At 65.1% G+C, this 23,358-nt stretch carries 21 protein-coding genes; 15 read left to right on the top strand and 6 right to left on the bottom strand.

Going from position 1 to position 23,358, the window contains the following annotated elements:
* Positions 1 to 37 precede the first annotated feature (37 nt).
* Complete coding sequence (locus BMI87_RS07395; protein WP_078520507.1) at positions 38 to 1,213, bottom strand: penicillin-binding protein activator; 1,176 nt, start codon at positions 1,211 to 1,213, stop codon at positions 38 to 40.
* 200 nt (positions 1,214 to 1,413) lie between these two features.
* Between BMI87_RS07395 and rsmI the strand changes: the two genes are divergently transcribed.
* From rsmI to BMI87_RS07375, 4 genes are all read left to right on the top strand, one after another.
* Complete coding sequence (rsmI, locus tag BMI87_RS07390; protein WP_246832662.1) at positions 1,414 to 2,253, top strand: 16S rRNA (cytidine(1402)-2'-O)-methyltransferase; 840 nt, start codon at positions 1,414 to 1,416, stop codon at positions 2,251 to 2,253.
* On the top strand, positions 2,147 to 2,602 hold the full coding sequence (locus tag BMI87_RS07385; RefSeq protein ID WP_371326877.1) for a YraN family protein: 456 nt from the start codon (positions 2,147 to 2,149) through the stop codon (positions 2,600 to 2,602). Before rsmI ends, BMI87_RS07385 begins: the two co-directional genes overlap by 107 nt.
* Positions 2,603 to 2,675: 73 nt before the next feature.
* On the top strand, positions 2,676 to 3,617 hold the full coding sequence (gene gshB, locus BMI87_RS07380; RefSeq protein ID WP_078520505.1) for a glutathione synthase: 942 nt from the start codon (positions 2,676 to 2,678) through the stop codon (positions 3,615 to 3,617).
* Between the two features lies 1 nt (position 3,618).
* Positions 3,619 to 4,527, top strand: a complete 909-nt coding sequence (locus tag BMI87_RS07375; protein WP_078520504.1) for an alpha/beta hydrolase — start codon at positions 3,619 to 3,621, stop codon at positions 4,525 to 4,527.
* Here BMI87_RS07375 and BMI87_RS07370 read toward each other — a convergent pair.
* Positions 4,508 to 6,019, bottom strand: coding sequence for a YifB family Mg chelatase-like AAA ATPase (locus BMI87_RS07370; protein ID WP_078520503.1), 1,512 nt, complete (start codon positions 6,017 to 6,019; stop codon positions 4,508 to 4,510). The two genes, BMI87_RS07375 and BMI87_RS07370, sit on opposite strands and share 20 nt — an antisense overlap.
* A gap of 468 nt (positions 6,020 to 6,487) precedes the next feature.
* On the opposite strand from BMI87_RS07370, the gene BMI87_RS07365 reads away from it, so the two are divergent.
* The 6 genes from BMI87_RS07365 to BMI87_RS07340 all read left to right on the top strand — a co-directional run bounded on the left by BMI87_RS07365 (position 6,488) and on the right by BMI87_RS07340 (position 13,168).
* Positions 6,488 to 7,366, top strand: a complete 879-nt coding sequence (locus BMI87_RS07365) for an RNA polymerase factor sigma-32 (protein ID WP_078520502.1) — start codon at positions 6,488 to 6,490, stop codon at positions 7,364 to 7,366.
* Positions 7,363 to 8,175, top strand: a complete 813-nt coding sequence (locus BMI87_RS07360) for a ChaN family lipoprotein (protein WP_078520501.1) — start codon at positions 7,363 to 7,365, stop codon at positions 8,173 to 8,175. Before BMI87_RS07365 ends, BMI87_RS07360 begins: the two co-directional genes overlap by 4 nt.
* A gap of 59 nt (positions 8,176 to 8,234) precedes the next feature.
* Entirely contained in the window at positions 8,235 to 9,443 is a 1,209-nt protein-coding gene (gene coaBC, locus BMI87_RS07355) for a bifunctional phosphopantothenoylcysteine decarboxylase/phosphopantothenate--cysteine ligase CoaBC (protein ID WP_078520500.1), read from the top strand.
* A 127-nt stretch (positions 9,444 to 9,570) separates the two neighbouring features.
* Positions 9,571 to 10,041, top strand: coding sequence for a dUTP diphosphatase (dut, locus tag BMI87_RS07350; RefSeq protein ID WP_078520499.1), 471 nt, complete (start codon positions 9,571 to 9,573; stop codon positions 10,039 to 10,041).
* 3 nt (positions 10,042 to 10,044) lie between these two features.
* Positions 10,045 to 11,109, top strand: coding sequence for a HesA/MoeB/ThiF family protein (locus BMI87_RS07345; protein ID WP_078520498.1), 1,065 nt, complete (start codon positions 10,045 to 10,047; stop codon positions 11,107 to 11,109).
* Positions 11,110 to 11,146: 37 nt separating this feature from the next.
* Positions 11,147 to 13,168 (top strand): M3 family metallopeptidase, encoded by a 2,022-nt coding sequence (locus tag BMI87_RS07340; RefSeq protein ID WP_078520497.1) that lies wholly within the window; start codon positions 11,147 to 11,149, stop codon positions 13,166 to 13,168.
* Positions 13,169 to 13,297: 129 nt separating this feature from the next.
* Here BMI87_RS07340 and BMI87_RS07335 read toward each other — a convergent pair whose 3' ends face one another.
* Together BMI87_RS07335 and BMI87_RS07330 are read right to left on the bottom strand one after the other, a co-directional pair.
* The gene (locus BMI87_RS07335) at positions 13,298 to 14,182 is read right to left on the bottom strand and encodes a cation diffusion facilitator family transporter (RefSeq protein WP_078520496.1); all 885 of its coding nucleotides are present in this window, start codon (positions 14,180 to 14,182) and stop codon (positions 13,298 to 13,300) included.
* Positions 14,183 to 14,230: 48 nt separating this feature from the next.
* Entirely contained in the window at positions 14,231 to 14,872 is a 642-nt protein-coding gene (locus BMI87_RS07330) for an SH3 domain-containing protein (RefSeq protein ID WP_078520599.1), read from the bottom strand.
* 184 nt (positions 14,873 to 15,056) lie between these two features.
* On the opposite strand from BMI87_RS07330, the gene BMI87_RS07325 reads away from it, so the two are divergent.
* Entirely contained in the window at positions 15,057 to 16,043 is a 987-nt protein-coding gene (locus BMI87_RS07325; RefSeq protein ID WP_078520495.1) for a D-glycerate dehydrogenase, read from the top strand.
* A 158-nt stretch (positions 16,044 to 16,201) separates the two neighbouring features.
* On the opposite strand, the gene BMI87_RS07320 is transcribed toward BMI87_RS07325, so the two are convergent.
* The gene (locus BMI87_RS07320; RefSeq protein WP_078520494.1) at positions 16,202 to 17,449 is read right to left on the bottom strand and encodes a PRC-barrel domain-containing protein; all 1,248 of its coding nucleotides are present in this window, start codon (positions 17,447 to 17,449) and stop codon (positions 16,202 to 16,204) included.
* Positions 17,450 to 17,817: 368 nt separating this feature from the next.
* Between BMI87_RS07320 and BMI87_RS07315 the strand changes: the two genes are divergently transcribed.
* The 4 genes from BMI87_RS07315 to BMI87_RS07300 all read left to right on the top strand — a co-directional run bounded on the left by BMI87_RS07315 (position 17,818) and on the right by BMI87_RS07300 (position 22,489).
* Positions 17,818 to 20,319 carry an FAD-dependent oxidoreductase gene (locus BMI87_RS07315; protein ID WP_078520493.1) on the top strand — a complete coding sequence of 834 codons (2,502 nt, stop codon included), beginning with the start codon at positions 17,818 to 17,820 and terminating at the stop codon, positions 20,317 to 20,319.
* Positions 20,320 to 20,595: 276 nt separating this feature from the next.
* Positions 20,596 to 20,940, top strand: a complete 345-nt coding sequence (locus BMI87_RS07310; protein ID WP_078520492.1) for a carboxymuconolactone decarboxylase family protein — start codon at positions 20,596 to 20,598, stop codon at positions 20,938 to 20,940.
* A 93-nt stretch (positions 20,941 to 21,033) separates the two neighbouring features.
* The gene (locus BMI87_RS07305) at positions 21,034 to 21,549 is read left to right on the top strand and encodes an EF-hand domain-containing protein (protein WP_168175171.1); all 516 of its coding nucleotides are present in this window, start codon (positions 21,034 to 21,036) and stop codon (positions 21,547 to 21,549) included.
* 109 nt (positions 21,550 to 21,658) lie between these two features.
* Complete coding sequence (locus tag BMI87_RS07300) at positions 21,659 to 22,489, top strand: GH25 family lysozyme (RefSeq protein ID WP_078520490.1); 831 nt, start codon at positions 21,659 to 21,661, stop codon at positions 22,487 to 22,489.
* A gap of 55 nt (positions 22,490 to 22,544) precedes the next feature.
* Here BMI87_RS07300 and BMI87_RS07295 read toward each other — a convergent pair whose 3' ends face one another.
* The gene (locus tag BMI87_RS07295) at positions 22,545 to 23,240 is read right to left on the bottom strand and encodes a porin (RefSeq protein WP_078520489.1); all 696 of its coding nucleotides are present in this window, start codon (positions 23,238 to 23,240) and stop codon (positions 22,545 to 22,547) included.
* Between the last annotated feature and the right edge of the window lie 118 nt (positions 23,241 to 23,358).

The following is a 23,358-nucleotide window of genomic DNA, read 5'->3' as shown; positions in this document are numbered from 1 at the left end:
TCCCTTGACGGGCCCTTTCGTTTGAAGGCGGTCCGGGTCAGAACCCGAAGCCGCCGAAGTTGCGCGGCGCCGGGTCGATCACGACCGCCTGGCCGTTGCGGACCTGCGCCACGGCGAGCGCCCGTTCGTTGGTGCCGTCGGGCAGGAAGCGGAAGACGCCGTTGACGCCCACGAAGCCCGAACGCTGGGTCAGGCCCTGCTTGGTCAGCGCGCTCGGATTGCCGGACTTCACCAGCGCGCCGATGGCTGCGATCCCGTCATAGGCGAGGCCTGCGATCGGGTGGGGCGCTTGGCCGTAAGCGGCGCTGTAGCGCGACACGAACTGCTGTTGCAGCGCCGGATCGGGCTCGGCGAACCAGCCGCCCTGAGTGCCCGGCAGCGACAGCGTCGCCGGCGGAATGTCCCAGCGGGTCAGGCCGATATATTGCGTCATCTGCGGGGTCACGCCTTGCTCGCCCATCAGCTGCGTGAGCAGCGGCAGCGCGCCTGCGGTATCGGCGGTCAGGAACAGCGCATCGACGTCACCGGACTTCACGCGGCTTGCGATCTGCGGCGTCGCGTCGACCACGCCCTGCTGCGAGAACGGGTAGGAGGCCACCCCTGCGAGCGAAGCGCCCGACCGTGCGACCGCGGTCTGGATCGCCTGTGCGCCGATCTCGCCCGCCGTGGTCTGCTCATGCACTACCATGATCCGCTTCTTGCCCTGCCGTGCGGCGAAGCTCACGAGGCGGTTGGCGGTGTTCTGGAAGGTCGGGCCGAGCACGAAGACGTTGCCGCCCGCGACGTTGGTGTTGTTCGAGAACGCAAGCACGTTGATGTTGCGCGAGGCGACCGCGAGACCTGCGGCATTCGCCGATTGCGCATAGACCGGGCCGAGGATGATCTTGGCGCCCTCGTCGGCGGCCTTGGTGGCCATCGCGGCCGCTTGCTGCGGATTGCCAGCGGTGTTGTAGACCTGCAGGTCGATCCGTGCGCCTTGTAGATCCTGAATCGCGAGATTTGCCGCATTCTGCAGCGCCCGCGCGAGCGTCTCGTCGCCAGCGTTGCCGGACCCGGCCGGAACCAGAAGCGCCACCTTGACCGGTGCGCTGGTGTCGATCTTCTGGCCGGAATTGCCCATCGGCCCCGGCTGACAGGCCGCAAGCCAGACCAGCGCGAGGAGGGCTGCGATTCGCGCGGCGAGGGCGCGGGGGTTACGAATGAGATTAAACATGATACGTCCTTTTGGGCGTTGGCGTCCGGTCCGGGCACTGAAGCAACGCCTGCGAACCGCGAGGAAATGACGCGGCCGAGACTACGCACAAGCAGGCGTGAAGTAAACGTTCCACACAAGTGATGAGGCGGGCGATGGGCGAGGGTGTTGTATCTGATGCAAACGCGGAAAATAAGGGAACCAAGAGTGTTCCGGCGCCGTTGAGCCCGGGGCTTCATTTCATTGCCACACCCATCGGAGCCGCCCGCGACATCACCCTGCGCGCCCTCGACATGCTGCGCGCAGCCGACGTTCTGGCGGCCGAGGATACGCGCAGCCTGCGGCACCTGATGGAGATTCATGGCGTGCCGTTGAACGGGCGTCAGGTGCTCGCCTATCACGACCATAACGGCGCCGCGGTACGCCCGAAAATCCTCGCAGCCTTGGAGGCGGGAAAGTCGGTGGTCTACGCCTCTGAGGCGGGCACGCCGCTGGTCGCCGATCCGGGCTATCAGCTTGGCCGCGCGGTGATCGAGGCTGGGCTGCCGCTCTATAGCGCGCCGGGCCCCTCGGCAGTGCTGACGGCGCTGACCCTGTCGGGCCTGCCGACGGATCGCTTCCTCTTCGCGGGGTTCGCGCCGAACAGCAAAGGCGCGCGACGCAACTGGCTCGCGGAGTTCAAGGAAATTCCGGCGACGCTGGTTTTCTATGAAAGCCCCAAACGCATTAGGGAAATGTTAGCTGACGCGGCCCATAGTCTGGGAAAAGAGAGACAAGCGGCGCTGTGCCGGGAGTTGACGAAACGCTTCGAAGAGGTCCGCCGGGGAACGCTGGAAGAGCTTGCGGAAAGCGTGGCTGAGTCGCCGGTCAAGGGCGAGATCGTCGTCGCCGTCGACAGGCCGCACGCGGTCGAGATCGACGACGCGGAGCTGGAGCGGCGGTTGAGCGCCGCACTTGATCGGGAGTCGCTTCGCGACGCGGTCGACGCCGTCGCAGGGGCGACCGGGTTGCCGCGGCGCAAGGTCTATCAGGCCGCTCTGGCCATGGAGAAAAAGAGATGAGTGGATCGCTGTCATATCATTCGGGTCTCGCCGCCGAAGAGCAGGTGATGCTGCATTACGCGCGGTCTCGGAACATCGCTGGCGGGGCAAGTATGGCGGCGAGATCGATCTGATCGCACGAGAGGGCGACACCCTGATCTTCGTCGAGGTGAAGAAATCGCGCAGCCATGCCCGCGCCGCGGAACGTCTCTCGCAGCGCCAGATGCGCCGGATATGCATTTCGGTCGAAGAATATCTGATGCGCCATCCCGCTCCGGCAAACTGCAACCGCAAGGTCCGGTTCGATCTCGCTCTGGTCAATGAGATCGGGGACATCAAGGTGCTGGAGAACGCCTATTTCGGAATGTGACCGGCCCGTGGGTTGAGGTTGCATCCAGACGCGCCACATTGCATCAAGATTGCAGTCTAATGAGGGGGCGCGGATGGGATTGAAAGTTGCGATCCAGATGGATCCGATCGAAGCGGTCAATATCGAGGCTGACAGCACGTTTAGGATCGCCGAAGAGGCGCAGGCGCGTGGGCACGAGCTTTTCTACTACACGCCGGATCGCCTGATCTACCGCGAGGGGCACGTCTATGCGCGTGGCTGGCCTCTGGTGGTGCGGCGTGAGAAGGGCAACCACTTCACGCTGGGCGAAGAGACCGAGATCGATCTGGGTGACTGGGATGTGGTTTGGCTGCGGCAGGACCCGCCCTTCGATATGGGCTATATCACGACGACCCATCTGCTGGAACGGATCCACCCCGAGACGCTGGTCGTCAATGATCCGTTCTGGGTCCGTAACTCGCCCGAGAAGCTTCTCGTTCTGGACTTCCCTGATCTGACGCCGCCGACCTTGATCGCGCGCGATCTGGAGGCCATTCGGGCCTTCAAGGCGGAGCACGGCGATATCATTCTCAAACCGCTCTACGGCAATGGTGGGGCGGGGGTGTTCCGGCTCGATCCGAACGATCGCAACCTGTCGTCGCTGCACGAGCTGTTCATCGGCATCAATAACGAGCCGCTGATCGCGCAGAAGTTCCTGCCTGCAGTTTCGAATGGCGACAAGCGGATCATTCTCGTCGACGGCGAGCCCGTGGGCGCGATCAACCGGGTGCCGGCTGCGGGCGAGACGCGGTCGAACATGCATGTCGGCGGACGGCCCGAGAAGGTCGAACTGACCGCGCGTGATCGCGAAATCTGCGAGCGGATCGGCCCGTATCTGCGTGAGAAGGGGCAGATCTTCGTCGGCATCGACGTGATCGGCGACTGGCTGACCGAGATTAACGTCACCTCGCCGACGGGCATTCAGGAGCTTGAGCGGTTCGACGGCGTGAATATCACCGCCCGCATCTGGGAGGCGATCGAAGCGAAACGGAGCTGATATGTCGATCCGGCTGGTCTTTCTCAATCTTTGGCTGCGCAGCATCGCGAAACCGATGGTGCGACGGTTCCACGGGGCTGAGCAAACGCGGCGCGCGACGGAGAGATTGGCCAGTTGGGTCGTGCGCGAGCCGACCGGGCTCTGCCGTCTGCCGACCAAGCTGGCCGGGCGCAACGCGCTGTCGCTGCGCGCGGGGCGGTCCACGGTTGGGCGGATAATTCTCTATCTTCATGGCGGCGGTTACGTCACCGGCTCCCCGTGGATGTATCGCGGGCTCGCGGGGCGGTTGGCCAAGCTGAGCGGGCTCGAGGTGGTCGTGCCGGATTACCGCCTCGCACCCGAGGCGCCGGTCGGTGCGGCGCTCGAGGATGCGACCGCAGCTTTCGATGCGCTGGTGGAGATGGGGTACGACCCGAGCGCGATCGTTATCGCGGGCGACAGCGCGGGGGGCGGTCTGACATTGGCGCTTCTGAGCGTGCTGTGCCAGCGCGGCACGCGGCCTGCCGGGGCGATTACCTTCTGCCCGTGGACGGACCTGACCTGTTCGGGCGAGAGCCTCCGCGTCAATGCTGCGAAAGATGCGATGCTGCCTGTGGAGCGGCTTGGCGATACCTGCGAGATGGTGCTGCGCGGGCATGACGCGAGTGATCCGCGCTTTTCGCCGCTTTTCGCGGAGTTCCCCGATCCGCCTCCGGTGCTGATCCAGCATTCGATGGGGGAGATCCTGAGCGACGATGCGCTGCGCATGGCAGAGCGGCTGCGCAGTTTCGACGCGGATGTCACGGTGCAAAGCTGGCCCGACGCGCCGCATGTCTGGCAATTCTTCGACGGTCGGGTGCCCGAGGCGCGCGAGGCACTGGAGGATGCGGCGGCGGCGGCGCTCCGGATGCTCAACCTGCCACGGCGCTGAGCCGATAGCTCAACGCTTCGGCGATGTGGGGGTGGCGCACGTGCTCGGCATGGTCGAGATCGGCGATGGTGCGCGCAACCCGAAGAACCCGGTGGTAGCCGCGCGCCGACAGTCCGACCCGCTCCGCCATCCGGGCCAGTAAATCTCGCCCCTGCGCATCCGGCGTCGCGATGTCTTCCAGTAGCTGCCCTTCGGCTTCGGCATTGACGCGGATCGCGGGGTGATCCGCGAAGCGCTGGGCCTGCCGCTCGCGCGCTTCCGCGACGCGGGCCGCGACTTCGGCGGAGCTGTCGCCGGAGGCTGGCAGGTCCAGATCGGCGTAGCGCACCGGGGGCACTTCGATGCGCAGGTCGAACCGATCCATCAGAGGTCCTGAAATCCGCCCCAGATAGTCGTCGCCGCAGCCGGGCGCGCGGGCGCAGGCGCGTTCTGCATCGCCGAGATATCCGCATTTGCATGGGTTCGCCGCCGCGATCAGCAGGAAGCGGCAGGGGTAGCGCGTATGAGCATTGGCGCGTGAGACGACGACCTCGCCGGTCTCGATCGGCTGGCGCAGGGTTTCCAGCACGGCGCGGGGAAATTCGGGGAACTCGTCCATGAACAGCACGCCATTATGGGCAAGGCTGACCTCGCCGGGGCGGGCGCCGCGCCCGCCGCCGATCATTGCCGCCATCGAAGCGGTGTGATGCGGCTCGCGAAAGGGACGGGTGCGCGAGATGCCACCCTCGGCCAGCAGCCCCGACAGCGATTGGATCATCGAGGTTTCCAGCATCTCCTCGGGGCGCATTTCGGGCAGGATCGAGGGCGGGCGCGCGGCCAGCATGGATTTGCCCGAGCCGGGCGTGCCGATCATCATCAGGTGGTGGCGACCGGCAGCGGCGATCTCCAGCGCGCGTTTGGCTCGCTCCTGACCCTTCACATCACGCAGGTCGCGCGGATGCGGCGCGTCGCGGACGAGACCCGGACGGGCGGGCTCCAGCGGCAGGCGACCGCTGAGGTGGTCGATTGCGGCGCCGAGCGTCTCCGGCGCCGTCACCTCGGCCGCGCCGACCCAGGCCGCCTCTGCGCCCGAGCCCTTCGGGCAGATCAGCCCCTTGTCCTGCGCGGCGGCCGCCATCGCAGCGGGCAGGGCACCCGTGACCGGCAGGAGCCGCCCGTCGAGCGACAGCTCCCCCACGGCGACCAGCGCCTCGATCCGGTCGCGCGGCACGACCCCGATCGCGCCCAGCAGCGCCAGCGCGATGGGCAGGTCGAAATGCGAGCCCTCTTTCGGCAGGTCTGCAGGCGAGAGGTTCACGGTGATCTTCTGCATCGGCAGCGCGATCCCCAGCGCGCCGAGCGCCGCGCGCACCCGTTCGCGCGCCTCGGACACGGCCTTGTCGGGCAGGCCGACGACCGCGAAGCCGGGCATGCCTTCGGAGAGCGCGCATTGCACCTCCACGAGGCGGGCCTCCACCCCCTCGAACGCGACCGTATAGCTCTGGCTGACCATCGGCTCTCCTGCGCCTCTTCCCCGAGGGGTAGCGCAGCCGTGGTTTAGGAATGGTTAACGGGTGTAGGGACAGGAGCCGCATCCTTCGCCCCTCGACTCGGAGACGAATGCGCCGCTCGAAACATCAGTGGAAATAGAGGGATAAAGGTGCAATTCCTGCATATCTGCACAGCCATCGCTTCAGTTTCGCGCACAAGATCAACATGTTGCGTTACAGCCGCTCAAGTGTCCGTGAGCACGCTTATGATATGCGGTGCTCAAGAAGGAGTGATGGCCTTCCCGTAGCGGCATGAATTTCTTCCATTTTTCGCTTGAAAACGTCGTCAAGTGCGCCACGCGCACAAAGTTTCAGGCAAAATTCAACATTTCCGTGAGGAACCAAAACATGTCATTCGCATTGGGTGGGCAAAGCAGCCACCCAATTCAAGGTTGCGCCGGTTTGGGCTGGACACCCCAGGGAGATTGTAAATGGCACTCGATGGTATGACCGATGAAACCCTGCCACGCCAAGCAATGCGGGCAGAGTTCCTGGACGCAGAAACCGAAGCAGAACTGGCGCGAGCGTGGCGCGATAATCGAGACGAGCAGGCGCTGCACCGACTTGTGACGGCCTACATGCGTCTTGCGATCTCGATGGCCTCGAAGTTCCGCCGCTACGGCGCGCCCATGAACGATCTGATCCAGGAAGCCTCACTTGGTCTGATGAAAGCCGCCGACAAGTTCGACCCGGAACGCGGTGTGCGGTTCTCGACCTACGCGGTGTGGTGGATAAAAGCCTCGATCCAAGAATTCGTGATGCGCAACTGGTCGATGGTGCGCACCGGGTCGACGTCTTCCCAAAAGGCGCTGTTCTTCAACATGCGCCGCGTTCAGGCCCAGTTGACCCGCGAAGCGCAGCAAGAGGGCGAACAGCTCGATGCGATGCAGCTGCGTCAGCGCGTGGCCGAAGTGATCGGCGTGCCGCTCTCGGATGTCGAGATGATGGAAGGCCGCCTGTCCGGGTCCGACTTCTCGCTTAATGCCACGCAGTCCAGCGAAGACGAAGGCCGCGAATGGGTCGATACGCTGGAAGATGACGGCGCGAGCCCCGAGGAAACCGTGGCCGACAGCCATGACGGTCAGACGATGAAAGTCTGGCTGGGCGAGGCGATGGGCCGTCTGACCGACCGCGAAGCCTATATCGTCCGCGAGCGTCGTCTGATCGAAGATCCGCGCACTTTGGAAAGCCTCGGTGAAGAGTTGGGGCTTTCGAAAGAGCGTATTCGTCAGCTCGAAGCGCAGGCTTTCGGCAAGATGCGCAAATCGCTTGAAACCCATCAGGGCGAGGTGCAAAGCTTCTTCGTATGAAGAAGTTTCTTGCCACGCTCTGCCTGCTGTCTCTGACCGGTCCTGCCCTTGCAGCGGAAATATCGCCCGCCCAGCTGGATACGCTGTCGGGCGATATTGTCGTTCTGGGAGAGATACACGACAACCCGACCCATCACCTCAATCAGGCGCGTGCGATCAAGGCGCTGAAGCCCGCCGCCGTGGTGTTCGAGCAATTGACGCCCGAGCAGGCGGCGAAGATCACGCCGACGCTTCTGAAAGATGAGGACGCTCTGGAAAAGGCGTTGGACTGGGACAATTCGGGCTGGCCCGATTTCGCGATCTACTATCCGATTTTCGCCGCTTTGGGCGATGCGAAGGTCTATGGCGCCGCGCAGCCGCGCGACACGGTGCGCGCTGCGATGACCAAGCCGCTGCCGGAGGTGTTTGGGCCGAATGCGGCGCGCTACGGGCTCGACCAGCCTTATCCGGAAGGCCTGCAGGCCAAGCTGGAAGCGGAGTCGCAAGAGGATCACTGCAACGCGCTGCCGCCCGATCTGCTGCCCGGCATGGTTGCGGCGCAACGCTTCCGCGATGCGGCCTTCGCGCGGGTGGCGCTCGAGGCGCTGAATGAAACCGGCGGGCCGGTCGCGGTCATCACCGGATCTGGCCATGCGAAGACCGACCTCGCCGTGCCCGCGCTTCTGCGCAAGGCGGACCCGCAGGCGAAGGTCGTGGCGATCGGTCAGATCGAGGCGGAGCCGGGCACCGATCCCGGCACGCAGCCCTTTGACGACTGGATCATCACGCCGCCGACCGAACGCGCCGATCCCTGCGCCGCGTTCAAGTGATCCTTGCGCCAATGCGCCCCGGCGCTTAGACCATCGGAGAGAGTTTCACGGAGAGGCAAATGCTTGCGGGCAAACGCATCCTGTTGATCATCGGCGGCGGTATCGCAGCCTTCAAGGCGCCCGAGCTGATCCGTCTGCTGCGCGGGGCGGGGGCCTCGGTGAGCCCGGTCCTGACCAAGGCCGGGGCCGAGTTCGTCACGCCGCTGACCGTCTCCTCGCTCGCGGGCGAGGCGGTTCATTCCGACCTCTTCGATCTGACGCATGAAGCCGAGATCGGTCATATTCAGCTGTCGCGCGCCGCCGATCTGGTGGTCGTCGTGGCCGCCACCGCCGATCTGATGGCGAAGATGGCGAACGGTCTGGCCAATGACCTCGCCTCGACCCTGCTGCTTGCCACAGACAAACGCGTGCTGATCGCGCCCGCGATGAATGTGCGGATGTGGGAGCACCCCGCAACGCAGCGCAATATCGCAACGCTCAAGTCCGATGGCGTGATCTTTGCGGGCCCGACCGAGGGCGACATGGCCTGTGGCGAGTTCGGCGAGGGCCGGATGATCGAACCCGAGGCGATCCTTGCTGCGATCGATACCGCGCTGTCGGACGGTCCGCTGAAGGGCCGCCATGTCCTCGTGACGTCTGGGCCCACCCATGAGCCGATCGACCCGGTGCGCTATATCGCGAACCGCTCCTCGGGCGCGCAGGGCACGGCCCTTGCCGCGGCGCTGCGGGACCTCGGCGCGACAGTCACCTTCGTCACCGGCCCCGCGACGGTCGCGCCGCCTGCGGGCGTGCGGGTGGTCAAGGTCGAGACCGCGCGCGAGATGCTGGACGCGGTGCAGACCGCGCTGCCCGCCGAGGCCGCGATCTTCGCGGCCGCCGTGGCCGATTGGCGCGTGGCGAACGCGGCTGAGCGGAAGATGAAGAAGGACGGCACCGGCGCGCCGCCCGCGCTCGAATTCGCAGAGAATCCAGATATCCTCGCCACCGTCTCGAAGATGGGCGAAGGGCGACCGCGCCTCGTGGTGGGCTTCGCCGCCGAGACCCATGACGTCGCACGGTTTGCGGCCGACAAACGCGCCCGCAAGGGCTGCGACTGGATCGTCGCCAATGACGTGAGCCCCGCGACCGGGATCATGGGCGGGACCGAGAATGCGGTGACGATCATCGACGAGACCGGCGCGGAAAGCTGGGACCGGATGGGCAAGCAAGAGGTCGCGCGGCGGTTGGCTGCGCGCATCACAGAAAGCTTGGGCGCGGCTGGCGCCTGAGGGACGCTCCGCGGGGGATATTTATGCCAAGCCGAAACGAAGAGCGCCTCTTTCGGCTTGGTCCAAATATCCCCGCCGGAGGCATCCGCATTTGACGCCCGCGCGACATCGGGCAGGAGTGAGACACGTGAGCACACCGATCATCAAGGTTCTGCGCGAAGACTGGGCCGATCCCGAGATTGCGCTGCCGCGCTACGAGACCCACGGCGCCGCCGGGGCCGACCTGCGCGCCAATCTCGCCGCCGAGGATCGCGCGGGCGGGATCACACTCGCGCCGATGCAGCGTGCCATCATTCCGACCGGGCTGCGCGTCGAGATCCCCGAAGGGTTCGAGATGCAGATTCGGCCGCGCTCGGGGCTGGCGCTGAAGCACGGGATCAGCCTGCCCAACACGCCCGGCACGATCGACGCCGATTATCGCGGGCCGCTGGGTGTGCTGCTGATCAATCTTGGCACCGAGCCCTACCTGATCGAGCATGGTGCCCGCATCGCGCAGGCGATCGTCGCCCCGGTGGTGCAGGCGCGCTTCGAGGTCACGGACGCTCTGGGCGACACGGCACGCGGTGAGGGCGGCTTTGGCTCGACCGGAAAGGTCTGAGCGATGCTCGGGCTGGTTCTGATGGCGGCGATCGTGGGGCTCGGGCTGGTGCTCAAGGCCTCCGCGCGTGCGATCTTCGGGATGCTCGTGCTGATCTGGGCGGCGCTGGTGATCGCGCATCTGCCGGTCCCCGGATTTGGTCCGCTCGCGCGCGTTCTGGGCGGTTCGCTTGCGGGTTGGATTGGCCTCGGTGTCGTCGTCGCGCTGGTGCTGATCTATCGCCGGATGCTCGGGGCGATCCGCGCGAAGGCCGAGGCGAAAGAGGCTGAGGCGCCCGCGCCCAAACCGGGCAGCTTTTCCGAGGCCGAACTGGATCGCTACGCGCGCCACATCATGCTGCGCGAGATCGGCGGGCCGGGACAGAAGCGGCTCAAGCAGGCTAAGGTTCTTGTGGTCGGGGCCGGGGGGCTGGGTTCGCCCGCGCTTTTGTATCTCGCCGCGGCCGGGGTGGGGCGGATTGGCGTTGTCGATGATGATGTCGTCTCGAATTCCAACCTGCAGCGGCAGGTGATCCATCGTGATGCCGATCTCGGGATGCCCAAGGTCTTCTCCGCGCAAAAGGCGATGCTGGCGCTCAACCCGCATATCGAAGTGCTGCCCTATAACCGTCGCCTGAGCGCCGAGGATGCCGAAGGGCTGGTCGCGGAGTATGACCTCGTCCTCGACGGGACCGACAATTTCGACACGCGCTATCTGGTGAACGCGGCCTGCGTGGCGACCGGCACGCCGCTGATTTCCGGCGCGATCACGCAATGGGAAGGACAGCTGTCGCTCTACGATCCGGCGAAGGGTGCGCCCTGCTATGCCTGCGTGTTCCCCGAAGCGCCTGCCGCCGGGCTTGCGCCGAGCTGTGCCGAGGCGGGCGTCGTGGGCGCGCTGCCCGGCGTGGTGGGCTCGATGATGGCGACCGAGGCTCTCAAGGAGATCACCGGCGCGGGGCAATCCGCGCGCGGGCGGCTGATGATCTATGATGCGCTCTGGGGTGAGAGCCGTCAGTTCGGCGTGAAGCGGCGTGCCGATTGCGCGGTTTGCGGCGAAGTGCGCGGCGCGGGGGATGGTCAATCCTGAGCACGCGCCCTAGCTTGCGATGCAAAGGAGACCCGCCATGACCAACCCGCTTCTCGCCGTCTGGACCGGCCCCTACGAACTCCCGCCCTTCGCGCAAATTTCTGACGCCGATTTTGCGCCTGCGTTCGACGCGGCGCTGGCCGAGGCGCGTGCCAATATCGCGGCGATCGCGGACTCGCCCGACGCCCCGACATTCGCCAATACGATCGAGGCGATGGAGCTGGCGGAAGAGGCGCTCGAGAAGGTCGCGGGCGTGTTCTACAACCTCGCCGGGGCCGATGCGACGCCAGCGCGGCAGGAGTTGATGCGCGATCTGGCGCCGAAGCTCGCGGCCTTTTCCTCCGAGATCACGATGAACACCGCGCTGTTTGCGCGGATCGACCAGCTTTGGCAGAGCCGCGAGAGCCTCGGACTTGGCCCGGAGCAAGCGCGGCTTCTGGAGCAATATTATCAGATGTTCACCCGGTCGGGGGCTGCCTTGGAAGGGGACGCGGCCGAGCGGATGCGCGAGATCAAGCAGCGCTTCGCCTCTATCACCACGCAGTTCAGTCAGAACCTGCTGGCCGACGAGAGCGGTTGGTTCCGCCCGCTGGCCGAGGAAGACCTCGAAGGCCTGCCCGATTTCGTCGTGGACACCGCCCGCGCGGCGGGCATGGAGCGCGGGCAGGACGGCCCGGTGCTGACGCTCTCGCGCTCGCTGATCGTGCCTTTCCTGCAATTCTCGCCCAATCGCGAATTGCGGCGGATTGCCTATGAAGCCTGGACGGCCCGCGGGGCGAATGGGGGCGAGACCGACAATCGCGAGATCGCCGCCGAGGTGCTCAAGCTGCGCGAGGAGCGCGCGAAGCTGCTGGGCTATGACAGTTTCGCCGCGTACAAACTGGAGCCCGAAATGGCCAAGACGCCTGAGGCCGTGCGCGGCCTTCTGATGCGCGTCTGGGAGCCTGCGAAATCCGCCGCCGAGGCAGATGCCGCGAAGCTGGCCGAGATGATGCATGCCGACGGGATCAACGGCGATCTCGAGCCGTGGGACTGGCGCTACTATGCCGAGAAACGCCGCGTGGCAGAGCACGATTTCGACGAGGGGCAGATCAAGCCCTATCTCTCGCTCGACGCGATGATCGGCGCAGCCTTCGATACGGCGAACCGGCTCTTCGGGCTGGAGTTCAAGGAGATCGACGGGCCGTTCTATCATTCCGACGTGCGCGGCTGGGAAGTGTCGCGCGGGGGCGAAGTGCTGGCCGTCTTCCTCGGCGATTATTTTGCGCGCGGCTCGAAACGCTCGGGCGCGTGGTGCTCGGCGATGCGCTCGCAGCGCAAGCTGGGCGGCGCGCCGGTGCCGATAGTGGTGAACGTGTGCAACTTCGCGAAGGGCGATCCGGCGCTTCTGTCCCATGACGACGCGCGCACGCTGTTTCATGAATTCGGTCATGCGCTGCACCAGATGCTGTCGGATGTGACCTATCAGTTCCTCTCGGGCACCTCGGTTGCGCGCGATTTCGTGGAGCTGCCGAGCCAGCTTTACGAGCATTGGCTCGACGTGCCCGAGACGCTGGAAAAGCATGCGCGCCACTACAAGACCGGCGAGCCGATGCCGATGGAGCTGCGCGAGAAGCTGAAAGGGGCTGCCACCTTCGATCAGGGTTTCTCGACGGTGGAATATCTCGGGTCGGCGCTGGTCGATCTGGCCTTCCACGAGGGTGCGGCCCCGGAAGATCCGATGGCGAAACAGGCCGAGGTGCTGCGCGAGATCGGCATGCCGCATGCGATCCGGATGCGCCACGCGACGCCGCATTTCGCCCATGTCTTCTCGGGCGACGGCTACTCGTCTGGTTATTACAGCTACATGTGGTCCGAGGTGATGGATGCCGATGCGTTCGAAGCCTTCGATGAGGCAGGCGACGTATTCGATCCGGAAACGGCGGCGAAGCTCGAACGCTTCGTGCTGTCGGCAGGCAATTCGCGGCCGCCGGAGGAGCTTTACACCGAGTTCCGGGGCAAGATGCCGGGGGTCGAGCCTCTGCTGAAGGGCCGCGGGCTGCTTGATCCTGCCGCCTGAGCGGGTGGTGATGCCGGAGCCTCCGGCGGGGATACTTAAGGCAGTTGGAAGCAGGACAATCTGCTTTCCAACTGCTCGAAATATCCCGGGGGGCGGCGTAAGCCGCGGGGGCAGAGCCCCCTTTCGTGCTCAGCCGCGATAGACATCCTTGTGGATGATGACGTCGGCCTGCGGATAGGCTTCGACGATGGCGCGTTTGAGCGCGGCGCCGATGTCATGGGCCTCTTCCAGCGTCTGATCCCCGTCGAGTTCGATATGCAGGTTCACGAAGATCTGTGCCCCTGCGGTGCGGGTCTTGAGATCGTGGAAGCCGCGCACGCCGGGCCAGTCGCGGGCGATCTTGGCGATGCCTTCGATCACATCGTCAGGGGCCGCGCGGTCCATCAGGGCGTGCCATGCGCCAATGAAGATCTTCGCCGCGCCGGCTAGCATGATCGCGGCGGCGATCAGGGCGACGATGCTGTCCACGTCGCCCCAGCCGAAGGCATGCGAGAGCCAGAGCGCTAGGATCGCGCCCAGTGTCGGTAGCAGGTCGCCCACATAGTGCAGCCGGTCGGCGGCGACGACTTTGTTGCCGGTCTTGCGGGCCACGCGGCCCTGCCACCAGATCAGGCCGAAGGTGATCCCTGCGGAGGCGACCATGACCGCGATCCCAATACCTTCGGCGGCAAGCGGGGGCGGGGTCGGGGCCAGCAGGCGCTGAACGCCGGTGATGCCGATCGTGATGCCCGCGCCCAGCACGATCAGCGCCTGACCGAGGGCTGCGAGGTCTTCGGCCGAGCTATGCCCGAAGGCGTGATCGTCATCGGCGGGCTTCGCGGCATAGAGGATCGCCAGCAGCCCTGCGCCCGAGATCAACAGGTCCACCGCGCTGTCGGCGAGCGAGGCGCCCACGGAGAGCGCGCCGGTCTGCCACAGCGCCCAGGCCTTGATCGCAACGAGCAGTGCTGCGGTGCCGACCGAGGCCAGACCCGCCGAGGTGTTCATCCGGTGTTCGTTTTCGCTATAGGCCATCGCCGCCGTCTCTACCTTTGCGCCGATCCTCTAGCGCAGGTGAGCGTCTCAGTCACGGGTCTCGTCGGGGTCGACGCCCCAGATTTCGGTCTTGGGCAGCCAGCCATCCGCGCCCGAGCCCTCGATTTCGCACCAATCATGGGTGCAGGCGCCGAGGCCCGCGATCGCTCCGGCCTGCGCCTTGGCGGTCACTGCGGATTTCGGATCGGGGCGGGCATGGAGCGAGACCATGTCCTGCATGACGATCACGTTGCGCACGCCCGAGATCAGCGTGTAGTGAATCCAGCCGCCCTGACCCTCGTTATCCTCGACCCGCCGCCAATGGCCGAATTCGGCGGTGACTTTCAGCGGCATGCCGGGATGGGTGAAGACCCAGTCGATCCGGTGCGAGAGCGAGGGGCCGCGACGCACATTGCCCTTCGAGCCCTTGAGCGAGACATAGCGCGGAATCGGCAGGTGGGTGACCGGGCCGCGGCGCTGGGGTTTCGCCAGTTGCACGTCGGGGCCGTTGGGGGCGGGCTTGGCCGCGGGCTTCGCTTGCGGCTTGGTGGTCTGGCTGGTTGCAGCAGGCTGAGCGGCGGCGGCGTTCGATTTCGACTGCGCGCCCGAGGCATTGCCCGACACGCTCCAGATTGCGCCGACCAGAATCGCAATTGAGGATACCGCCGCGAGGATTTTGCTGCCCGTCATCGTCCGCCTCATCTCCCGGCCCGCCCGCTGGCTGATCCGCGGGTCTGCAACATCCGGCGCGCAATAAAATTGCGCTCCCATGTCGATTTCGGCCATTACTGCTCTTGCCGGGCCTTGTGCCTGCCCGCTTTGAGGGGCAGTTTGCATCCAACCGCCCCGCGATGGAAGAGAGGAGAGGACCGAGATGCCTGCACCGCGCCTGAGTGTTGTCGTGACGCGACGCCTGCCCGAGGTCGTCGAGACCCGGATGAAGGAATTGTTCGAGGTCGAGCTCAATCACGACGATCGCAAGATGAGCCGGGAGGAGCTGGTCGAGGCGATGAAACGCGCCGATGTCCTCGTGCCTTGCGTGACCGACCGGATCGACGCGTCGATGATCTCGCAGGCCGGCGAGCGGCTGAAATTGATCGCGAATTACGGTGCCGGGGTCGATCACATTGACGTTTCCTCGGCGCGTCAGCGTGGGGTGCTGGTGTCGAATACGCCCGGCGTCGTCACCGATGATACGGCGGATATGACCATCGCGCTGATGCTGGCGGTGACGCGGCGCATTCCCGAGGGGCTCGCGCATATGCAGGCGGGCAATTGGGAAGGCTGGGCGCCCACCGCCTTCATGGGCCATCGCATCGGCGGCAAGCGGCTGGGCATTCTCGGCATGGGCCGGATCGGTCAGGCGGTGGCGCGGCGCGCCAAGGCCTTCGGGATGCAGATCCACTATCACAACCGCACCAAGGTTCACCCCGATATCGAAGAGGAGCTGGAGGCGACCTACTGGGACAGCCTCGACCAGATGGTGAGCCGGATGGACGTGATCTCGGTGAACTGCCCGCACACGCCTTCGACCTTCCATCTGCTCAATGCGCGGCGGCTCAAGATGCTCAAGCCCGAGGCGGTGATCGTGAACACGTCGCGGGGCGAGGTGATCGACGAGAACGCGCTGACGCGGGCGTTGCGCGCGGGCGAGCTGGCCGGGGCCGGGCTCGACGTGTTCGAGCATGGCGCGGAGGTCAATCCGCGGCTGCGCGAGCTGTCGAACGTGGTGCTGCTGCCGCATATGGGCTCGGCCACCGTCGAGGGGCGCGTGGAGATGGGCGAGAAAGTTCTGGTCAACATCAAGACCTTCGCCGACGGGCACCGCCCGCCGGATCTGGTCGTGCCGTCGATGACCTGATCCGCGCGAAACTGTTTTGAGGCCCCGGTGAGATCCGGGGCCTTTTCATTTGGGCTTCGGTTGAGTCGGGCCAGCAATGACGAAAGGCCCCGGGACACGCCCGGGGCCTTCGCTGGGAGCAGGGGCTGCCCCCGGCTCTCCGTCACATCATCCGAAGATTACTTCGCTTCGTATTTCGGAAGCTTCTTCAGTTGCTCTTCGGTCAGACCGGTATGCACGGTGATCGAGGTGTCGTTCTGCAGAACGGTCAGCTCGCTCGCCTTGATTTCGACCGGCTTGGCGCCAATGCCGAGGAAGCCACCCACGTCGATCACGACGCCCGAGACTTTACCGTCATTGCCCTGAACCAGCTCGGACACGTCGCCGACCTTGTCGTCGTTCGGGCCATAGACGCCTTCACCACGCAGCGTGTCGGGAGCGACCGAAGCGATATCGACCTTCTGGCCGTCTTCCTGGTCAGCTTGACCCATGGTGCCCACGGCAGCGGCAGTGCTGTCGACGGCGTCGTCGATCGCGTTGCCGGTTTCATTGGCGGCTTCCTTGGTCGCTTCGCCAGCGTTGTCAGCCGCGTTCTCGACGGCTTGGCCAGTCGCGTTTGCAGCTTCCTTGGTGTTCTGAGCGGCGTCTTTCGCCATCTCTTCGGTCTTGTCGCCAGCGTTGTTCATCGCCTGCTCGGTTTCCTGCGCGGCGTTCTGAGCAGCGTCGGCAGTGTTCTCGGCGGCGTTGTCCATCGCTTCGCCTGCGTTATCGGCAGCCTTGGCAGTCTTGTCGGCAGCTTCGTTCGCAGCGGCGCCTGCAGCAGCGGCGGTCGCGGTGGCAGCGGCTTCGGCGTTGTCGCCAGCCTCATCCATCTTCTGCGACGCATCGGCGTTCTGCATGTCTTCGCCGTTGCCGTTCATGTCGCCATTGGCGTCCGCGCTGAACGCAGTCTGCATTTCGGCGTCATATTTCGGCGCTTGGTCCAGCTGGTCCTTGCTGCCCTGAGCGACGACGAAATAGGAATTGTCGGTGTCGCCGTCGGGGATCAGGTTAAGCGAATCCATCGAGATCGCGACGGTTTTCTCGCCAATGCCGAGGAAACCACCCACGTCGACGAGCACGGCATCGACTTCGCCGTTGGTGCCGATCACGACGTCGCTGACTTCGCCAACGTCATCCCAGCTGTCCTGCGCTTCGTTGATCGCGGTCTTGGCGTCGACCTTGTCCTTCGAAATGTAGACGCGCTTGCCCATGAGGCCCGAGGCGTTGAAGGAGTCCGGAATCGACTTCATGAACATGTCGCCCGACATGTTGGCCGAAGCGTTCGCGTTGGCTTCAGCCGTCGCGTTGGCATTTGCTTTGTCTTCGGCATGTGCGGGCAGGGCAAGCATCAGGCCGATGGCGGTAGTGGTGATGAGCTTTTTCATATCTCGTCTCCCTTTCGTTTTACGTGAGGCGCGTCGGTCCCGTTTTCGGTTTCCCCGGCCTCTGATGGTCTCAAAACTGGTGAAACCGCGCACAGTTCCTGTGCAAATGGGGGAAAAATTTTTGCAATTCGCGGGAACCAAACACGGATTCGCGACTCGCCTCACGGAAGCGTCATCGCGGGGTTTGCGTGCGTCCAATGGGGCTTGAGCTTTCACAATCGGGTCCCGCCGGGCAGGCGCCGCGCCCCCGAAGCGCCGCGCGTGCGCTTTTGTCGTTTTTGTCGCGCGAATGTCGCCCGGATCGGATTGCGTTTGCGATTATGAGGGTCAATCTGCCCCTACGTCCGTATCGGCAAGGAGGCCCCGCGATGAAATCCCATGTGAAAGCTTTGGTCGTCGGTGGCGGCGCAGTCGGGTGCGGTGTCGCCTACCATCTTGCCAAGGCGGGCTGGGACACGCTGCTCATCGAGCGCGACGAGCTGACCTCGGGCTCGACTTGGCACGCGGCGGGTCTGCTGCCGCTCTTCAACATGAGCTACGCGACGACCCACATCCACAAATACTCGGTCGATTTCTACAAGACGCTTGAGGCCGAGACCGGTTTGAACGCGGGCTTCGCGATCGTGGGCAACCTGCGCATGGCGCAGACGCAGGGACGGATGGACGAGTACAAGCTCTATTCCTCCGTCGCCGAGACCGCGGATGTCTATCACGAGTTTCTCACGCCCGCGCAGATGAAGGAGCGTTGGCCGCTTCTGAACACCGAAGACCTCAAGGGTGCGCTGTTCCACCCGCAGGACGGCTATATCAACCCCGCCGACGTGACGCAGGCGATGGCCAAGGGCGCGCGTCAGCACGGTGCCGAGATCGCGCGCAAGCTGCAGGTCAACGCCTATCGCTGGACCGGCTCGGAATGGGTCGTGACGCTTGAGAAGATGGTCGAGAAGGGCGGCAACCTCGTCGGCTCCGGCGAAGAGATCGAAATCCGCGCCGAACACGTCGTGACCTGCACCGGCAACCACGCGCAGCGCACCGCGCGCCTGCTGGGCATCAAGATTCCCGCGATCCCGGTCGAACACCAGTTCATCGTCACCGACGCCGACCCGGCGCTGGTCAAATGGCGCGCCGAGGGTAACCCCGAGCACCCGGTGCTGCGCGATGCCGATGCGAAATGGTATGTCCGCGAGGAACGCGGCGGCTGGATCCTCGGCCCCTACGAGCGCAACGCGCCCGCGCGCTTCCTCTATGATGTGCCGGAGACCTTCCGCGCCGATCTGTTCCAACTCGATCTGGAGCGTATCGAAGAAGAATACATGTCGATGATCCATCGCCTCCCGACCTCCGAGGAAGTCGGCCTGAAGGACGATTTCAACGGCCCGATCTGCTACACGCCCGATGGCAACCCGCTGGTCGGCCCCGCGCCGGGCCTGCGCAACATGTGGCTGGCGGAAGGCTTCTCCTTCGGCATCACGGCTGCGGGCGGCACCGGCTATTACCTCGCGCAGATGATGGTCGAAGGCGAAGCCGAAATCGACATGGCCTCGCTCGATCCCAAGCGCTACGGCTCGTGGATGACCACCGAATACGCGGCGCGCAAGAACGAAGAGGCCTATGAGCACGTCTTCATCCTGCACCACCCCGATGAGGAGCGCGAAGCCTGCCGTCCGCTGCGCACCGCCCCCGCCTATGATCGCCAGATCGCGGCGGGCGCGCAGATGGGCCAGACCAACGGCTGGGAACGCCCGAACTATTACGGCCCCAAGGATGCGCCCTCGAGCTTCGACCATGACAGCCGCTCGTTCCGTCGCGGGGAATGGTGGCAATATGCCAAGGACGAGGCCGAGGCGCTGCGCGACACCGCCGGTCTGATCGACGCCTCCGCCTTCACCAAACATATGGTGCGCGGCCCCGGCGCGACGGCTTTCCTCGATGCCTTCACCTGCAACAAGCTGCCGAAAGTGGGCCGGATCAACCTGACCTACGCGCTGACCGAAGCCGGCACGACCCGCACCGAATACACGATCGTGCGTCTGGCCGAGGATGAGTACTACCTGATCTCGGCGGGCGCCTGGACCGATTACGACGGCGACTTCCTGCGTAAATCGATCGAGGATTTCCGCACCGCGGGCGGCGATTATGTCGATTGCCACGACGTGACCACGCAATGGGGCGTCTTCGCACTGGCGGGCCCCAATGCGCGCAAGATCCTGCAGGAGGTGGTCAAGGACGCCTATCCGGAGACGGTGCTGTCGAACAAGCGCTTCCCGTGGCTCTCGATGCGCAATATCGAGCTGGGCATGTGCCCGGTCCGCGCCGTGCGCGTGGCCTATACGGGCGAGCTGGGCTGGGAGCTGCATCACCCGGTCGAATTCGGCCGCTACCTCTGGGACCTGCTGGTCGAGGCGGGCGAGAAGCACGGGATGAAGCTCGTCGGCGCGCGCGCGCAGAACTGGCTGCGTCAGGAGAAGAGCTATCGCGCCTTCGGCAACGAGCTGGGCCGCGATGCGACCCCGCAGGAAGCCGGTCTCGACCGCTTCATCGACCTCGAGAAGGAGTTCACCGGCAAGCAGGCGATGCTCGACACCGGTATCCGCTCGAAATGCGTGACGCTTCTGATCGATGGGCCGGACGATGCCGATCCCTGGGGCAAGGAAGTGATCAAACAGGATGGCGAGAAGGTCGGGCGTCTGACCTCGGGCGGCTGGTCGGTGGCCTTCGGCAAGCAGATCGGAATGGGCTATGTGCGCCCCGATCTGGCCGAGCCGGGCACCAAGCTGAGCGTGCGTATCCTCGGCGCCGATTACCCGGCGGAAGTGACCGAGGACAGCCCGCACGATCCGAGCAACGCGCGAATCCGCGTCGACGGCTGAACCTCGATTGATCGAGACCGGAGAAGGGGGGCGCTGCCCCCCTTTTCGCTGCGCGAATTCACCCCCCGGGATATTTGCGCCAAGGCGAAGGGGAAAACTCTGCTGTCTTCGGCTTGGTGAAAATATCCCGGGGGAGGCGCGCGTCCCGCGCCGGGGGGGGGGCCCCTCAACTTTGGTCACATCACGCAGCGCCGTCCCTTTGGCTTGACGCAGGTCAAGGATTTCGCCCGCGCCCCGTGTCACGCCGCGAGGGACGAAATGCGAAGGAGACCTGCGATGAGCTACAAGGCGAAAATCGACGAGATGCGCAACGAGCTACGCGTGATGAACAAGACGATCCCCGACGCTGTCGGCGGTTTTGGCGTGCTGTCGAAAGCGGTGAAGGAGAACGGGCCGCTCGATGTGAAGACCAAGGAATTCATCGCGCTCGGCATGGCGGTCGTGCTGCGCTGCGAGCCTTGCATCATGTTCCATGTCGAGGCGCTGATGAAGGCGGGCGGCACGCGCGAGGAGCTGGGCGACGTGCTCGCCATGGCGATCCAGATGGGCGGTGGCCCGGGGGTGATGTATGCCGGTCACGCGCTGGGCTGCTGGGACGAGTTGGCCGCTGCGAAAGGCTGAGCGGCCCCGCTCTGCGACATGTTGTCAGGCCCGCGCCGGAAAGGCGCGGGCCGTTTCGTTTCATTAGCGACATATCTAATGAAGGACAGACAGATGAAACGCATCGCTTCTCTCGCCGCCCCGTTTGCCGCGGCACTGATGCTCGGTGCCGCTCCGGGGTTCGCGCAAAGCGCCCCGGTGCCGGGGCAGGAATTTCTCCTGCAATGGGATCTCGATGGCGATGGCGGCGTCACGCTCTCCGAAGCCCGCGAGCGGCGCGGCGACATTTTCACGATGTTCGACGCGAACGAGGATGACACCTACTCCGTCGCGGAAATCGCGATGATCGACGAGCATAAGGAGATGGAGCGCGAGGCTGGCAAAGGTCCGGGGCATCAGGTGCCCGAGGGCATGGGGCAGGGACCCGGCAAGGGACAGGGTCAGGGCCGCAACGCGATGCGTTCGGGGCATGTTATTCCGACCGCCGAAGGGCTGCGAGCCTTCGATGCGAATGGCGACGGGGTGATCTCGCGCGCGGAATTCGTGAGTGGCACCGATCAGTGGTTCGCGATGCGCGATCGCGACGGTGATGGCGTGCTGACCCAAGCCGATTTCGGCCCCCGGAGCTGAGCGACCCCTCTTAGGCGAAGCCTCGCCGATGTCAAAAGACGCCCGCCTGTCAGCGATGACAGGCGGGCGTTTGCATGAGAGGCTGGGAAAAAATCACGGGGGAGTGAGCATGGGGATTTCGCGCAGGTTCTTCGTCTCGGGCGCAGCCTTGGCCTTGGCGGGCTGCGGCGGCGCGCCAAGTGGCAAGCAGGCCAAATTGATGCGTCCGGCGGTTTTGTCGGCCTCGAACTACCGGGCGAGCGGCATTCCCGCGCGCTTCGGCGATACCGACCCGCATGATTGGGAAGGTCTGGCGCCGGCGCGGTTGCCGGTCCACGGGATCGACGCGGCGCGCTATCAGGGCGAGATCGACTGGCGCCGGGCGCGCGCGGCGGGGGTGTCCTTCGCGTGGCTCAAGGCGACCGAAGGGGGCGATCACTCCGATCCGGGTTTCCACATCAACGCGACCCGCGCGCGGGCGGCGGGCGTGCCGGTCGGGGCCTATCACTTCTATTACTTCTGCCGCTCCCCCGAAGAGCAGGCCGATTGGTATATCCGCAACGTGCCGCGCCGCCGGGGCGATCTGCCGCCGGTGCTGGATATCGAGTGGAACCACACCTCGCGCACCTGCCAGCGTCGTCCTGCGGCCCATGTCACCCGCGCCGAGATGCACCGCTTCCTCGCGGCCCTGACGCGGCATTACGGCACGCGCCCGGTGATCTACACGACGATCGATTTCTGGCGTGACAACGATCTGTCGCGCTTCTCCGGCTATGAAATGTGGCTGCGCTCGGTCACCGCGCACCCGATGGAGCGCTACCCCGGCGCCGATTGGAGCTTCTGGCAGTATAGCGGCACGGGTGTCGTGCCGGGCGTGCCGGGGAACGTGGACATGAACGCCTTCGCGGGCTCTCCGGCCGCGTGGCAAAGCTGGCTCGCGCGGCGGGCACAGCGGGCCTGAGTATATAAAAAAGGCGGCCCCGGAAGGCCGCCTTTCCCCTGCAAGCGCGTCGCGGTCAGAGACCGGGGATGACGCGGATCAGATCACGCTGCTTGAACGTGGTGCGCCGCTGCGGACCGAAGGCGAAGGTCGCACCGACCGAGACGTAGTTGCTCGACCCCAGTTCGTCGCCATCGGCATGGCCGAAATCGCCGCTCAGCGTCACGTTGCCGAGCTTGTAGTCGACGCCGATCTGCGTGCGGTTCGCGTCGAAGCTCTCGACGTCGATATGGTCATAGCCCGCAGTCACGCCGAACGCGTCGTTGACTGCATAGCGCCCCGACAGGCCGAACAGGTTGCCGCTGACGCCGTCTTCCTTGGCGTGCGAGACATAAGCTTCGCCGCCAAACTGGCCGTAGGAATGGCCCGCTTCGAGGCCATAGTAATCCAGCCCTGCGCCTTCGGCGTGGTCGTGGCCCGCAAAGGCGCCGAAGGAGGTGGCCGGACCGGCGTGGTAGATCGCGTGAAGTGCGACGTTGTTGGCGTCGGTGTCGCTTGCGCCGAAACTCGCGAAGGCCAGATCGCCTTGCAGCGAGAATTGCCGGTTGAACCCGACTTCGAGCGAGCCGGTGGCCGAGGTCTTGTCGAGATCGCCGTCATCGGTGAATTGCGAAAAGCCGATGCCGACGGTGCCGCCGGTGATTTCAGCCGCGCTGGAGATTTGCGGGAGCGCCGCGAAAAGGGCCGCGGCTACGAAAACGCATTTCTTCATAAACTTGCCTCATGAAATTGTTTTTAGGATTTAGCCATGCGTGAGCCACCGAGGCGCAGCAAGATCACCCTCGGGTTGAAAAAGAAACTCGCGGAAACCGTGTTCCGCGAGTCACATC

It is taken from the genome of Thioclava sp. F28-4, from assembly GCF_002020045.1.
In the GTDB taxonomy this organism is placed as follows: domain Bacteria; phylum Pseudomonadota; class Alphaproteobacteria; order Rhodobacterales; family Rhodobacteraceae; genus Thioclava; species Thioclava sediminum.
The sequence above is the reverse complement of the archived record's forward strand: the minus strand, read 5'-3'. Positions and strand labels throughout refer to the sequence as shown.

Bases quoted from the DNA above. Each gene is read 5' to 3' on its own strand.
- BMI87_RS07320 (WP_078520494.1), bottom strand. From the start codon at position 17,449: ATGAAAAAGCTCATCACCACTACCGCCATCGGCCTGATGCTTGCCCTG.
- BMI87_RS07340 (WP_078520497.1), top strand. From the start codon at position 11,147: ATGACCAACCCGCTTCTCGCCGTCTGGACCGGCCCCTACGAACTCCCG.
- gshB (WP_078520505.1), top strand. From the start codon at position 2,676: ATGGGATTGAAAGTTGCGATCCAGATGGATCCGATCGAAGCGGTCAAT.
- BMI87_RS07300 (WP_078520490.1), top strand. From the start codon at position 21,659: ATGGGGATTTCGCGCAGGTTCTTCGTCTCGGGCGCAGCCTTGGCCTTG.
- BMI87_RS07360 (WP_078520501.1), top strand. From the start codon at position 7,363: ATGAAGAAGTTTCTTGCCACGCTCTGCCTGCTGTCTCTGACCGGTCCT.
- BMI87_RS07395 (WP_078520507.1), bottom strand. From the start codon at position 1,213: ATGTTTAATCTCATTCGTAACCCCCGCGCCCTCGCCGCGCGAATCGCA.
- BMI87_RS07315 (WP_078520493.1), top strand. From the start codon at position 17,818: ATGAAATCCCATGTGAAAGCTTTGGTCGTCGGTGGCGGCGCAGTCGGG.
- BMI87_RS07310 (WP_078520492.1), top strand. From the start codon at position 20,596: ATGAGCTACAAGGCGAAAATCGACGAGATGCGCAACGAGCTACGCGTG.
- BMI87_RS07305 (WP_168175171.1), top strand. From the start codon at position 21,034: ATGAAACGCATCGCTTCTCTCGCCGCCCCGTTTGCCGCGGCACTGATG.
- BMI87_RS07345 (WP_078520498.1), top strand. From the start codon at position 10,045: ATGCTCGGGCTGGTTCTGATGGCGGCGATCGTGGGGCTCGGGCTGGTG.
- BMI87_RS07295 (WP_078520489.1), bottom strand. From the start codon at position 23,240: ATGAAGAAATGCGTTTTCGTAGCCGCGGCCCTTTTCGCGGCGCTCCCG.
- BMI87_RS07365 (WP_078520502.1), top strand. From the start codon at position 6,488: ATGGCACTCGATGGTATGACCGATGAAACCCTGCCACGCCAAGCAATG.
- coaBC (WP_078520500.1), top strand. From the start codon at position 8,235: ATGCTTGCGGGCAAACGCATCCTGTTGATCATCGGCGGCGGTATCGCA.
- BMI87_RS07335 (WP_078520496.1), bottom strand. From the start codon at position 14,182: ATGGCCTATAGCGAAAACGAACACCGGATGAACACCTCGGCGGGTCTG.
- BMI87_RS07330 (WP_078520599.1), bottom strand. From the start codon at position 14,872: ATGACGGGCAGCAAAATCCTCGCGGCGGTATCCTCAATTGCGATTCTG.
- BMI87_RS07325 (WP_078520495.1), top strand. From the start codon at position 15,057: ATGCCTGCACCGCGCCTGAGTGTTGTCGTGACGCGACGCCTGCCCGAG.
- BMI87_RS07370 (WP_078520503.1), bottom strand. From the start codon at position 6,019: ATGGTCAGCCAGAGCTATACGGTCGCGTTCGAGGGGGTGGAGGCCCGC.
- BMI87_RS07375 (WP_078520504.1), top strand. From the start codon at position 3,619: ATGTCGATCCGGCTGGTCTTTCTCAATCTTTGGCTGCGCAGCATCGCG.